A 12,447-nucleotide genomic window follows, 5' to 3' on the forward strand; every position below is an offset into this window, starting at 1 on the left:
ATCGCGACCCGGGCCAGGAGGCGCTGATCCGCTCGTCGAGCGGCCGGGCGGCGCGTCCGCCCGGCCGCTCGGCCCGGTGGGCCGGACACGGCCGCGAACGGGTAGCGGGCCAGGAGCCCGCCGACGCGGCTCCTCAGCCCGCGACACCCCGGACCGCCACCACCTTGTCGACCGCCACCCGGACCAGGAGCTCGCCAGGGACGCCGTTGCGGGCCCCGAACTCCTCGGCGCGCTCCTCGCCCATGTACCGGGCACCGATCCGGCTGGCCCAGTGCCGGACCTCGGCGAGGTCCTCGGACACCCGGGCGCGACCCTGCAGCACCACGAAGGCGAACGGCGGCCGGTCGTCGTCCACACACAGGGCGACCCGGCCGTCACGCGCCAGGTTCCGTCCCTTGACGGTCTCCTCGCCGGTGTTGAACACCACGTCGTCCCCGTCGAGCAGGAACCAGATCGGCGCGATGTGCGGGCTTCCGTCGGCCCGCACGGTCGACAGCTTGCCGGTGCGCGTGCCGTGCGAGACGAACGCCCGCCATTCCTCATCGGTCATGTTCTGTGCCATGCACCCATCCTGCTTGCCGCCACGGCGGCGGTGGGGAAGGCTGGCAGGGAATCCTCCGGTCACGGGGGAGGAGACCACAGGGGGACCACAGCATGGCGCAGAACCAGACACTCGGCTGGTTGCTCGACGACCTGACCGAGCGGGTGGAAGACGTACGGCACGCCCTGGTGCTGTCGAACGACGGGCTGGTCACGGGGGCGAGCACGGGGCTGCGACGCGAGGACGCGGAGCACCTCGCCGCCGTCTCGTCCGGACTGCACAGCCTGGCCAAGGGATCGGGACGGCACTTCGGGGCGGGCTCGGTGCGCCAGACCATGGTCGAGTTCGACGACGCCGTCCTGTTCGTCACGGCCGCGGGCGCGGGCAGCTGCCTGTGCGTCCTCAGCGGCGCGGAGGCCGACATCGGCCAGATCGCCTACGAGATGACCCTGCTGGTGAACCGGGTCGGCGAGCACCTCGACGTGGACGCCCGCCGCCCCGGGGGCGCCTCATCAACAAACCTCTGACCAGCGGGTTCGCTGCCGTCTTCGGAGTTTTCCACAGGCTCGCGCCGAGATCCTCGACACCGGCTACGGTTTTGGCGGGTGAACGCGGACGGCGCGAGCCACGGACTCCACGGGGGGCGGACATGTTCGGCGACACCATACGGCCGACGAACGGACCTGCGGCGCGGACCGGTCACCGCACCGGTCGGAACAGTCCTTCCTGAACGACCGACACCAGCAGACGCCCCTCCGTGTCGTAGATGCGCCCGCGGGCCAGCCCCCGGCCACCGATCGCGATCGGCGACTCCTGGTCGTACAGGAACCACTCGTCCGCCCGGAAGGGGCGGTGGAACCACATGGCGTGGTCGAGTGACGCCATGTCGAACCCCCGCGGTCCCCACAGCGGTTCCACCGGAAGGCGCACCGCGTCCAGCAGGGTCATGTCGCTGGCGTAGGTGAGCGCGCAGGTGTGCACCAGCGGGTCGTCGCCCAGCGGTCCCACCGCGCGCATCCACACGGCGCTGCGCGGCTCGGCGTCCCGCACCTCCTCGGCGGTCCAGCGCAGCCGGTCCGCGTAGCGGATGTCGAAGGGCTGGCGGCGTGCCATGCGCTCCAGTTGCTCGGGCAGCGCGCCCAGGTGCTCCCTGATCTCCTCGGCGACCGTCGGCAGGGACTCAGGGGCCGGGACCTCGCGGGCCGGCGGCAACTGATGCTCGAAACCTCCCTGTTCAGGCTTGTGGAAGGAGGCGGTGAGATTGAAGATCGTGCGGCCCTGCTGCACCGCGGTGACCCGGCGCGTCGTGAAGGACCGGCCGTCACGCACCCGTTCGACCTGGTACACGATGGGCACCCCGGGGCGTCCGGGGCGCAGGAAGTACGCGTGCAGCGAGTGCACCGGGCGCTCGCCGTCCGTGGTGCGGCCGGCGGCGACCAGCGCCTGGCCCGCCACCTGCCCGCCGAAGACCCTCTGCAGGGACTCCTGCGGGCTGCGGCCACGGAATATGTTGACCTCGATCTGCTCCAGGTCCAGCAGGTCGACGAGTCTTTCGGCCGGGTTCGTCATCAGTGGGATTCTCCTGTGCTCACAGCTGTCCGACGGCGGTCACACGGATGATCGCGCGGCCCTCGGCGTCGGACGCGGCGAGGTCGACCTCCGCGCTGATGCCCCAGTCGTGGTCGCCACTGGGGTCGTCGAAGATCTGCCGCACGCGCCACAGCCCGTGCTCCGGCTCCTCATTGATCACCAGCAGCTTGGGCCCGCGGGCGTCGGGACCGGTGCCCAGGTCCTCGTACTCCTCCCAGTACCTGTCCATCGCCTCGCCCCACGCCTCGGCGTCCCAGCCGGACTCGGCGTCCATCTCGCCCAGCTCCTCCAGCTGGTCGAGGGCGGCGAGTTCGGCACGACGGAACATGGCGTTGCGGACCAGGACACGGAAGGCCCGCGCGTTGGAGGTGACCGGCTTCACCTGGTCGGCCTTCTCCTGCGCCTCCTCGGCGGTCATCTCCTCCGGATTGGCCAGCTGCTCCCACTCGTCCAGCAGACTGGAGTCGACCTGACGCACCATCTCCCCGAGCCAGGCGATCAGATCCTGCAGGTCCTCGGACTTCAGATCGTCCGGGACCGTGTGCTCAAGGGCCTTGTAGGCGCTGGCCAGGTAGCGCAGCACAATGCCCTCGGTGCGGGCCAGCTCGTAGAAGGAGACCAGCTCCGTGAAGGACATGGCCCGCTCGTACATGTCGCGGATCACGGACTTCGGCGACAGCGGATGGTCGCCCACCCACGGGTGGCTCTTGCGGTACGTGTTGTACGCGTGGAAGAGCAGCTCCTGAAGCGGCTTGGGGTAGGTGACGTCCTGGAGGCGTTCCATGCGCTCCTCGTACTCGACGCCGTCCGCCTTCATCGCGGCCACGGCCTCGCCGCGCGCCTTGTTCTGCTGGGCGACCAGGATCTGCCGCGGGTCGTCCAGCGTGGACTCCACCACGGACACCATGTCCAGCGCGTAGGAAGGCGACTCGGGATCCAGCAGCTCGAACGCGGCCAGCGCGAAGGTGGACAGCGGCTGGTTGAGCGCGAAGTCCTGCTGGAGGTCGACCGTGAGACGCACGATGCGCCCCTCGGCGTCCGGCCGGTCGAGCTTCTCGACGATGCCGCCGTCCAGCAGCGAGCGGTAGATGGCGATCGCCCGCCGGATGTGCCGCAACTGCTGCCTGCGCGGCTCGTGGTTGTCCTCCAGCAGACGGCGCATGGCCTCGAAGGCGTTGCCCGGACGGGCGATCACCGACAGCAGCATCGTGTGCGTGACCCGGAAGCGGGACGTCAGCGGCTCCGGCTCGGACGCGATGAGCTTGTCGAAGGTGCTGTCCGACCAGGCGACGAATCCCTCCGGCGCCTTCTTGCGGACGACCTTGCGGCGCTTCTTCGGATCGTCGCCCGCCTTGGCGAGCGCCTTCTCGTTCTCGATGACGTGCTCGGGAGCCTGGGCGACGACGAAGCCCTCCGTGTCGAAGCCCGCGCGGCCCGCCCGGCCGGCGATCTGGTGGAACTCCCGGGCGCGCAGGGTGCGCACCCGGCTGCCGTCGTACTTGGTCAGCGCCGTGAACAGCACCGTGCGGATCGGGACGTTGACACCGACTCCGAGCGTGTCCGTGCCGCAGATCACCTTCAGCAGACCGGCCTGCGCGAGCTTTTCCACCAGGCGCCGGTACTTGGGCAGCATGCCGGCGTGGTGCACGCCGATGCCGTGCCGCACGTAGCGGGAGAGGTTACGGCCGAACTTGGTGGTGAAGCGGAAGTTGCCGATCAGCTCCGCGATCTGCTCCTTCTCCTCGCGCGAGCACATGTTGATGCTCATCAGCGCCTGCGCCCGCTCCACGGCCTGGGCCTGCGTGAAGTGCACGATGTACACCGGCGCCTGCCGCGCCTGCAGCAGATCGGTGAGCGTCTCCGTGAGCGGGGTGCGCCGGTACTCGTAGGACAGCGGGACCGGGCGGGTCGCCGAGCGGACCACCGCGGTGGGACGGCCGGTGCGGCGGGTCAGGTCCTTCTCGAAGAAGGAGACGTCGCCGAGCGTCGCCGACATCAGGACGAACTGCGCCTGGGGCAGTTCCAGCAGCGGGATCTGCCAGGCCCAGCCGCGGTCCGGCTCCGCGTAGAAGTGGAACTCGTCCATGACGACCTGACCGACGTCGGCGTCCTTGCCGTCGCGCAGCGCGATCGACGCCAGCACCTCGGCGGTGCAGCAGATGACCGGAGCGTCGGCGTTCACCGAGGCGTCGCCGGTGAGCATGCCGACGTTCTCGGTGCCGAACAGCTTGCACAGCTCGAAGAACTTCTCCGACACCAGTGCCTTGATCGGCGCCGTGTAGAAGGTGACCTCGTCCCGGGCCAGCGCGGCGAAGTGCGCGCCCGCGGCGATCATGCTCTTGCCGGAACCGGTGGGCGTAGAGACGATCACGTTCGCACCGGAGACCGCCTCGATCAGCGCCTCCTCCTGGTGGGGGTAGAGCGTGAGCCCCCGCTCCTGGGCCCACGACTCGAAGGCTTCGTACAGGGCGTCGGGGTCGGCGGTCGGCGGCAACTGATCGATGAGGGTCACGCACCCATCTTGCCTGGCCCTCCGGCCGGGACGGGAATCGGATGCCGGAGTGAAGATCACGGCCGCTACGCTGTGTCGCCGGCACGGGATCAGCGCGCCTGGCCAACTGGACAGCGGCACACGAGGAATGGGGCGGGGAACGGCCATGATGGGACCAGCACACTCACTGTCGGGCGCGGCCGCCTGGCTCGGCGTCGGAGCCGCGACCGCGGCGGCCGGGCATCCGATGCCCTGGCCGGTCCTGCTGGTCGGTGCGCTGATCTGCGCCGGGGCCGCGCTCGCCCCCGACCTGGACCACAAGGCCGCCACCATCTCGCACGCCTTCGGACCGCTCTCACGGTGGCTCTGCGAGATCGTCGACAAGCTCTCCTACGCCGTCTACAAGGCGACCCGCAAGAAGGGCGACCCGCGCCGCTCCGGCGGCCACCGGACCCTGACGCACACCTGGCTGTGGGCGGTGCTGATCGGTGCGGGGGCGTCCGCCGCGGCGATCACCGGGGGCCGCTGGGCGGTGCTCGCGATCCTCTTCGCGCACATGGTGCTGGCCATCGAGGGCCTGCTGTGGCGGGCGGCCAGGGGGTCGAGCAGCGACATCCTGGTGTGGCTGCTGGCCGCGACCAGCGCCTGGATCCTCGCCGGGATCCTGGACGAGCCGGGCAAGGGCTCGGACTGGCTGTTCACGGCGCCGGGCCAGGAGTACCTGTGGCTGGGCCTGCCGATCGTGCTCGGAGCGCTGGTGCACGACATCGGGGACGCGCTGACGGTTTCCGGCTGCCCGATCCTGTGGCCGATACCGGTGGGCCGCAAGCGCTGGTACCCCATCGGCCCCCCGAAGGCCATGCGGTTCCGCGCGGGCAGCTGGGTCGAGCTCAAGGTGCTGATGCCGGTGTTCATGGTGCTCGGCGGAGTCGGCTGCGCCGCCGCGCTGAACTTCATCTGAGGCGCCCGTTCGGCGGGGCCCGCAGGAAGCCGTGCTCGTGCGGCCGCCGGGTGACCGGCCCGGACCCCGGCCGACGCCCGGGCGGCGGGTCAGGCCGGCGCGTCACCGCCGGACCCCTGCCCCGTTCCGCCGCCGTAGCGCCGCTCGAACCGGGCGACGCGGCCCTCGGAGTCCACCGTGCGGGCCTTGCCGGTGTAGAAGGGGTGGCTCTCCGAGGAGATCTCCACGTCCACGACCGGGTACGTCCGACCGTCGTCCCACTCGATGTGCTGGTCGCTGGTGGCGGTGGACCGGGTGAGGAAGGCGTAACCGGCGGAGCGGTCGCGGAAGACCACGGGCCGGTACTCGGGGTGCTTGTCCTGCTGCATGGGTGCTCCTCGTACGGCGGTGGCGGAGGCGGCGGCGGGCAGGTCGCCCGGTCGGCCGTGACGGCCCGGTCAGCTGTAGAGGGTGTCCTCGTCGACGACGTGCATCGCGGCCTCCTCGGCCGAGGCCGCGGCGCCGTCGATGCCCACGTCCGTGGCGACCAGCGCGCTCTCCTCGTCCTCGTGCGCGCCCTCGTCGGGGGCGACGAGCCGGCCGGAGCGGGCCGCGCCGACCTCGTTGTCCAGGAGTTCCCCGTCGCCGCCCTCACAGTCGCCGATCCCGTCGCCGTCGGGTGCGGTCAGGTCGGGCCGTTCCTCGGCGAGGCGCTGGTCCAGGCTCTCGCCCTGCCTGCGCTCCGCAGCGGTCACACCGGTGTGCTCCACTGCCCACGGCCGCTCCGGAGGGGACCAGCCACGGTCCAGGGGATCCTCGACACCGTCGTACTCCAGTGTGTCCTCCGAGTCGAGGACTCCGGTGTCCTCCTTGATCTCGGAGTCGTCGTCGGGCTGGTAGACGTCGTCTCCCCAACCGTCGGCGCTGTCCACGGATACCTCCAGATGGTGGGGACGGGCCCGGTCTCACCGCGGCCGACGGCCGGCCGCCGGTGCGCTGGGCACGGCTGTCGTCCGGCGCGAACCGCACGGTTCCCGGGCGCTCCCCGAGCCGCTGCCGCTTTCCAGCCTTCCACCCCTGTTCGGCACCGCGCAACGGCACGGAGGGGGCGAGCCGCCCGCACACCGTCCACCGCCCACCGGGCCCCGCGGTCCCCGGACACCGCTCCCGGTACCGCCGCCGCGCACGGCGCGGTGCCAGGCCGGCGGGGCGGTCGCCGGGGCACGCCCGTCCCGCCCGTCGGCGGCGTTCCCGGGGCGCGCCACCCGGCGCCGACCGCCGGCTACCGCCCGGCGCCGCACCCGCCCACCGGTGCCTTCCGCGTACCGCCGCCACGCGGCTTCCGGGGCACCGCCGCCGACCGCTCAGCCGTGCCAGGACCGCCACAGCGCCGCGTACGCGCCGTCCGCCGCGACCAACTCGTCATGGCTGCCCAGCTCGCTGATGCGGCCGTTGTCGACCACGGCGATGACGTCCGCGTCGTGGGCGGTGTGCAGCCGGTGGGCGATGGCGACGACCGTACGGCCGTCGAGGACCCGGGCCAGGGACCGCTCCAGATGCCGGGCGGCGCGCGGGTCGAGGAGCGAGGTCGCCTCGTCCAGGACCAGTGTGTGCGGGTCGGCCAGGACCAGACGTGCCAGCGCGATCTGCTGCGCCTGGGCCGGGGTGAGCGCGAGGCCGCCCGAGCCGACCTCGGTGTCCAGGCCGTCGTCGAGGACACGGGCCCAGCCGTCGGCGTCCACCGCGCCCAGCGCGGCCCACAGCTCGGCGTCGCCGGCGCCGGAACGGGCGAGCAGGAGATTGTCGCGCAGTGTGCCCACGAAGACGTGGTGCTCCTGGTTGACCAGGGCCACGTGGGAGCGGACGCCCTCGGCGGGCATCCGGGACAGCTCCGCGCCGCCGAGGGTGATCCGGCCCTCCCGGGGTTCGTAGATCCCGGCGAGGAGGCGGCCCAGCGTGGACTTGCCGGCGCCGGAAGGGCCGACCAGGGCCACCCGGGTGCCCGGTGTCACCCGCAGGGAGACCTCGCGCAGCACGTCGACGCCCTCGCGGTAGCCGAAACGCACCCCGTCGACGCGGACGTCCCGTCCGTCGGGGACGAGCGAGGGGTCCCCGGCGTCCGGCTCGATGTCACGGACACCGACCAGCCGGGCCAGCGACACCTGCGCCACCTGCAGCTCGTCGTACCAGCGGAGGATCAGCCCCACCGGATCGACGAGCATCTGCGCGATGAGCGCGCCCGTGGTCAGCTGGCCGACCCCGATCCATCCCCGCAGGACGAACACGCCGCCGGCCATCAGCACCGAGGCGAGCACCGTCACATGGGTGACGTTGATGACCGGGAAGAGCACCGACCGCAACCACAACGTATAGCGTTCCCACGCCGTCCACTCCTTGATCCGGCGTTCCGACAGGGCGATGCGTCGGTCGCCGAGGCGGTGCGCCTCCACGGTGCGGCCGGCGTCGACGGTCTCGGCGAGCGCGGCGGCCACGGCGGCGTAGCCCGCGGCCTCCGAGCGGTACGCGGACGGCGCCCGGCGGAAGTACCAGCGGCAGCCGACCAGCAGCAGCGGCAGAGCGAGCAGCACGGCCGCGGCGAGCGGCGGCGCCGTGACGACCAGACCGCCCAGCAGCAGCGTCGCCCACACCACTCCGATCGCCAGCTGCGGCACGGCCTCGCGCATCGCGTTGGCGAGCCGGTCGATGTCGGTGGTGATGCGCGACAGCAGGTCGCCGGTGCCCGCCCGTTCCAGCACGCCCGGTGGCAGCCCGACCGACCGGACGAGGAAGTCCTCCCGCAGATCGGCCAGCATCCGCTCGCCCAGCACGGCGCCGCGCAGCCGCACCTCCCGGACGAACACCGCCTGGACGATCAGCGCGAGCACGAACAGCGTGGCGGTGAGCCCCAGACGGAGCTCCCGCGTGCCGTCGGAGACCCGCTCGACCAGACCGCCCAGCAGCCAGGGACCCGCCATGGAGGCGAGCACGGCGACCGTGTTGACGGCGACGAGGAGGACGAAGGCTCGCCGGTGCCGGCGCCACAGTTCGGTCACGTAGGCGCGTACGGTGGCGGAGGCGCCGACGGGCAGGGTGTTCGCCGTCGTCGGGGCCGCCGGGTCGTACGCGGGTGGGGCCACGCCGATCATGCGGTCTCCTCGATCTCTTCCAGCACGCCCCGCGGGGCGGCCTCCTGCTGTGCGGGCGCGGCGGCGGGTGCGCTGAGCGTCCCCTCGCCGTTCAGCACCTCGCTCACGGCGCGTTCCTCGTCCGTCTCACGTGTCACCACGGCCCGGTACCGGGGTTCGGTCCGGATCAGGTCGCGGTGCGCGCCGACCGCCGCGACGCGGCCCCGCTGGATCAGTACCACCCGGTCGGCGCGGTCCAGGAGCAGCGGCGAGGAGGTGAGGACCACCGTGGTGCGCCCGGCCCGCAGGCTCCGCAGCCCCTCCGCGATCCGCGCCTCGGTGTGGGAGTCGACGGCCGAGGTCGGTTCGTCCAGCACGAGCACCCGCGGGTCGGTGATCAGGGACCGGGCCAGGGCCAGCCGTTGGCGCTGGCCGCCGGACAGGGACCGGCCGCGCTCGGTGATGCGGACGTCCATCGGGTCCTCGGCCTCCACGGAGGACTGTGCGAGCGCCGCCAGGACGTCACCGCACTGCGCCGCCGTCAGCGCCGCCTGCGGGGTGACGTCGCCCGAGGAGGGAACGTCGAGCAGGTCGCGCAGCGAGCCCGACAGCAGTACCGGGTCCTTGTCCTGCACCAGGACGGCCGTGCGCGCCGAGTCGAGCGGCAGCTCGTCGAGAGCCACGCCGTCCAGCAGCACCGAGCCTCCCGGCCTGACCCCGGCGGAGTGGCCGCCGAGCCGCTCCGCCAGGCGGCCCGCCGCGTCGGGATCACCGCAGACCACGGCGGTCAGGCGCCCGGCGGGCGCCCGCAGCCCTGTCGCCGGGTCGTACAGGCCGTCGGACGGCGCGTCGGCCTCGGCCGCGGTCATCGGGGTCCCCGTGCTCTCCGGCTCCGTCCCCCGCGCCCCGCTCGGCTCCGAGGCGCACTGCGGCTCCGTCGTGCGCTCCAGCGACAGCACCCGCGCGGCCCGCCCGGCCGACGGGCGGGAGAAGGAGTACGCCATGGCGATCTCCTCGAAGTGCCGCAGAGGATAGGTGAGGACCATGACGGAGCTGTAGACGGTGACGAGTTCGCCGACGGTGATCCGGCCGGCGCGGGCCAGGTGCACGCCGTACCAGACCACCGCGATCAGCAGCAGGCCCGGCAGCAGCACCTGGATCGCGGAGATCAGGGACCACATGCGGGCGCTGCGGACCGCCGCCCGCCGTACCTCCTGGGAGGCACGGCGGTAGCGGTCGAGGAACAGTTCCTCGCCGCCGATGCCGCGCAGCACCCGCAGCCCGGCCACGGTGTCCGAGGCCAGTTCGGTGGCCCGGCCGGCCTTCTCGCGCTGTACGTCGGCACGCCGGGTCGCGCGGGGCAGCAGCGGCAGCACCGCGAGTGCCAGGGCGGGCAGCCCCACCGCGACGATCAGGCCGAGGGCCGGCTGGTAGACGATGAGGGCGACGCAGACCAGCAGGATGGTGAGGGCCGCGGCGGTGAACCGGGACACCGCTTCCACGAACCAGCCGATCTTCTCCACGTCGCCGGTGGACACGGCCACCACCTCGCCGGCGGCGACCCGCCGGGTGAGGGCCGAACCCAACTGAGCGGCCTTGCGGGCCAGCAGCTGCTGGACACGTGCGGCCGCGGTGATCCAGTTGGTGACGGCGGCGCGGTGCAGGAAGGTGTCGCCGAGCGCGTTGCCCGCGCAGGCCAGCACCAGTAGTGCGCCGGTCAGGGCGAGTCGGGTGCCGGAGCGGTCGACGACCGCCTGGACGGCGAGGCCGACGCAGAACGGGAGGGCGGAGACCGAGGCGAAGTGCAGCAGTCCCCAGGCCAGTGCTCTCAGTTGGCCGCCGAGCTGGTTCCGACCCAGCCACCACAGGAATCGGGGACCCGAGCGTGCGTCGGGCACACCCGGGTCGGGATACGGAAGGTCTTGAATCTGCATGACGTCCCAGTGGCTCGTGTCAGGGGCGGAACGGGGTCGCCGGAGGCGGCGACGAGCCGTGACAGCCTCGCTTCACGCAGTCGCCGGAAGCAAACGGTTTTCCGTGCCCGGCCGCTGACGGGCCTTCGCGACCAAGGGCCCCGGCGCTCCTCGGCACCGGGGCGTGCGCCGGTGTGCCCCGGCCGGCGCACGCCTGCCGGCCGGGGCACGCCTGAGCCCGGGGCCCCCGCGCCCACCGCACGCCCGGACCGGTCCCCCGGAGTGGGTGCCTCCCTGTCCACGGAGTCCCGGCGGTCCGCTCGCGGACGGTCCCGCGTCGGCCCGACACCCTGGGGCCCGTGCGGAGCGCACCCGGCAGCCCGGAGGACCTTTCGCGCCCGCTCGGCATGTCCCTGTCCGCCGACGCGCGCCTACCAGGCCGACACGCTCGCACACCTGACCGACATAGTCACTTGGTCATAAAAAGCAGCGGATAAGGCTATTTGGTCCAATACCAGGTAGATCATTCCGTTCGGGACGGCCACCATGGGATCATGCGAAGAGGCGGTACAAGGCGTGCGACGGCCGCGGTGGCGGCCTGCGGTTTCCTGCTGACGGCTCTGGCCGCGTGCGGCGGCCCGCGGACCGAGGTCCGCCACACGGACGTCCCCAGGCCCGGCGGCCCCTCGGGGACCGCCAGGCCCAGTCCGATCGCGAAGCCGGTCCGCGTCCCGGGTGTCGGTGACCGGATGTGGCGGCGGATCCCCGCGGGCACCCGTCAGATGGTGGTGGTCTACGGGGACGGTGAGGATTCCCCCGACTCCACGCTCGTGCTCTACGAGCGGCAGGGGGAGGTGTGGCAGCGCACCGGCAGCTGGGCGGCGCACAACGGCAAGCGGGGCTGGACGACGGACCATCACGAAGGTGACGAGCGCAGTCCGGTGGGTGTGTTCACGCTCTCCGACGCCGGCGGCATCCTCGACGACCCGGGCGCCCGGCTGCCCTACACCCAGGACGAGGAGGCCTTCACCTCCCCCTACTACTGGGACGAGGCGCACTGGCACGACTTCGACTACGTCATCGCCATCGACTACAACCGCCTGCGCGGCACCCGTCCCGACGACCCGACCCGTCCTCAGGGGCAGGACAAGGGCGGCGGCATCTGGCTCCACCTGGACCACGGCGACGGCACGCTGGGCTGTGTCAGCGTTCCGGAGTCCGCGATGGAGTACCTGCTGCGCACACTGGACCCCGAGGACGAACCCGTGGTGGTGATGGGGGACAGGGCCAACTTGCGGGCGTAGCCGCCGCGGGGCCCGGCGGGGCGCCGTGACTCAGCAGTGGCGGCCCCGCGGGGGCACCGTACCCACCAGTGTGTCCAGCAGGCCGCCGAGCGCCTCGCGCTGAGGGCCTGTCAGGGGGTCGAGGATCTCCTCCGCCGCGGCCCGGCGGGCGTCGTGCAGCTGGCGCAGGGCCGCGCGGCCGTCGTCGGTGAGTTCGACGCGGATCACCCGGCGGTTGGTCGGATCGGGGACCCGCCGCACCTTGCCGCCCGCCTCCAGGGCGTCCACAAGCGTGGTCACCGCGCGGGGCACGACCTCCAGGGACTCGGCGAGATCGGCCATGCGCGGCGGTCCGCCGAAGTGCGCCAGCGTGCGCAGCAGCCGGGACTGGGCCGGTGTGATGCCCAGGGCGCGCTCCTCCAGGTGGCGCTTCTGGATGCGGTGCACCCGCCGGGTGAGCCGCAGCAGTTGCTCGGCGAGGAGGCCGTCGGGGTCGGGGCTGGTCATGCGGGAACAATATCAGGACCATGTTCATTGTGAGCATAGGTAACAATGAGCTAGGAT

11 protein-coding genes are annotated in these 12,447 nt (G+C 72.4%); 3 read left to right on the forward strand and 8 right to left on the reverse strand.

Annotated features, from left to right (window positions below; genetic code table 11):
• Positions 1 to 133 precede the first annotated feature (133 nt).
• Entirely contained in the window at positions 134 to 562 is a 429-nt protein-coding gene (locus ACF061_RS29970; protein ID WP_392270126.1) for a PPOX class F420-dependent oxidoreductase, read from the reverse strand.
• A 92-nt stretch (positions 563 to 654) separates the two neighbouring features.
• On the opposite strand from ACF061_RS29970, the gene ACF061_RS29975 reads away from it, so the two are divergent.
• Complete coding sequence (locus ACF061_RS29975; protein WP_392270127.1) at positions 655 to 1,068, forward strand: roadblock/LC7 domain-containing protein; 414 nt, start codon at positions 655 to 657, stop codon at positions 1,066 to 1,068.
• Positions 1,069 to 1,240: 172 nt separating this feature from the next.
• Here the strand turns inward: ACF061_RS29975 and ACF061_RS29980 are convergent, their stop codons facing one another.
• Both ACF061_RS29980 and ACF061_RS29985 read right to left on the reverse strand, forming a co-directional pair.
• Positions 1,241 to 2,110 (reverse strand): acyl-CoA thioesterase, encoded by an 870-nt coding sequence (locus ACF061_RS29980; RefSeq protein ID WP_392270128.1) that lies wholly within the window; start codon positions 2,108 to 2,110, stop codon positions 1,241 to 1,243.
• A 19-nt stretch (positions 2,111 to 2,129) separates the two neighbouring features.
• A complete protein-coding gene (locus ACF061_RS29985) occupies positions 2,130 to 4,643 on the reverse strand; it encodes a DEAD/DEAH box helicase (RefSeq protein WP_392270129.1) in 2,514 nt (837 codons plus the stop codon).
• Positions 4,644 to 4,788: 145 nt separating this feature from the next.
• Here ACF061_RS29985 and ACF061_RS29990 point away from each other — a divergent pair, with 145 nt between their 5' ends.
• The gene (locus tag ACF061_RS29990; protein WP_392270130.1) at positions 4,789 to 5,583 is read left to right on the forward strand and encodes a metal-dependent hydrolase; all 795 of its coding nucleotides are present in this window, start codon (positions 4,789 to 4,791) and stop codon (positions 5,581 to 5,583) included.
• 89 nt (positions 5,584 to 5,672) lie between these two features.
• Here the strand turns inward: ACF061_RS29990 and ACF061_RS29995 are convergent, their stop codons facing one another.
• The 4 genes from ACF061_RS29995 to ACF061_RS30010 form a co-directional block, all read right to left on the reverse strand.
• Positions 5,673 to 5,951 (reverse strand): type B 50S ribosomal protein L31, encoded by a 279-nt coding sequence (locus tag ACF061_RS29995; protein ID WP_392270131.1) that lies wholly within the window; start codon positions 5,949 to 5,951, stop codon positions 5,673 to 5,675.
• A gap of 69 nt (positions 5,952 to 6,020) precedes the next feature.
• On the reverse strand, positions 6,021 to 6,494 hold the full coding sequence (locus ACF061_RS30000) for a DUF5709 domain-containing protein (protein ID WP_392270132.1): 474 nt from the start codon (positions 6,492 to 6,494) through the stop codon (positions 6,021 to 6,023).
• Positions 6,495 to 6,926: 432 nt separating this feature from the next.
• Positions 6,927 to 8,708: an ABC transporter ATP-binding protein gene (locus tag ACF061_RS30005; RefSeq protein ID WP_392270133.1), complete on the reverse strand. Its 1,782-nt coding sequence runs from the start codon at positions 8,706 to 8,708 to the stop codon at positions 6,927 to 6,929.
• A complete protein-coding gene (locus ACF061_RS30010; RefSeq protein ID WP_392270134.1) occupies positions 8,705 to 10,621 on the reverse strand; it encodes an ABC transporter ATP-binding protein in 1,917 nt (638 codons plus the stop codon). Before ACF061_RS30010 ends, ACF061_RS30005 begins: the two co-directional genes overlap by 4 nt.
• 533 nt (positions 10,622 to 11,154) lie before the next feature.
• On the opposite strand from ACF061_RS30010, the gene ACF061_RS30015 reads away from it, so the two are divergent.
• On the forward strand, positions 11,155 to 11,904 hold the full coding sequence (locus tag ACF061_RS30015; protein ID WP_392270135.1) for a L,D-transpeptidase family protein: 750 nt from the start codon (positions 11,155 to 11,157) through the stop codon (positions 11,902 to 11,904).
• Positions 11,905 to 11,934: 30 nt separating this feature from the next.
• Here the strand turns inward: ACF061_RS30015 and ACF061_RS30020 are convergent, their stop codons facing one another.
• Positions 11,935 to 12,390, reverse strand: coding sequence for a MarR family winged helix-turn-helix transcriptional regulator (locus tag ACF061_RS30020; protein ID WP_392270136.1), 456 nt, complete (start codon positions 12,388 to 12,390; stop codon positions 11,935 to 11,937).
• Between the last annotated feature and the right edge of the window lie 57 nt (positions 12,391 to 12,447).

This window comes from Streptomyces sp. NPDC015220, from assembly GCF_043079345.1.
GTDB lineage: Bacteria > Actinomycetota > Actinomycetes > Streptomycetales > Streptomycetaceae > Streptomyces.

Coding starts and splice junctions, on each gene's coding strand:
- ACF061_RS29970 (WP_392270126.1), bottom strand. CDS start 562: ATGGCACAGAACATGACCGATGAGGAATGGCGGGCGTTCGTCTCGCAC.
- ACF061_RS29975 (WP_392270127.1), top strand. CDS start 655: ATGGCGCAGAACCAGACACTCGGCTGGTTGCTCGACGACCTGACCGAG.
- ACF061_RS29980 (WP_392270128.1), bottom strand. CDS start 2,110: ATGACGAACCCGGCCGAAAGACTCGTCGACCTGCTGGACCTGGAGCAG.
- ACF061_RS29990 (WP_392270130.1), top strand. CDS start 4,789: ATGATGGGACCAGCACACTCACTGTCGGGCGCGGCCGCCTGGCTCGGC.
- ACF061_RS29995 (WP_392270131.1), bottom strand. CDS start 5,951: ATGCAGCAGGACAAGCACCCCGAGTACCGGCCCGTGGTCTTCCGCGAC.
- ACF061_RS30005 (WP_392270133.1), bottom strand. CDS start 8,708: ATGATCGGCGTGGCCCCACCCGCGTACGACCCGGCGGCCCCGACGACG.
- ACF061_RS30010 (WP_392270134.1), bottom strand. CDS start 10,621: ATGCAGATTCAAGACCTTCCGTATCCCGACCCGGGTGTGCCCGACGCA.
- ACF061_RS30015 (WP_392270135.1), top strand. CDS start 11,155: ATGCGAAGAGGCGGTACAAGGCGTGCGACGGCCGCGGTGGCGGCCTGC.
- ACF061_RS30020 (WP_392270136.1), bottom strand. CDS start 12,390: ATGACCAGCCCCGACCCCGACGGCCTCCTCGCCGAGCAACTGCTGCGG.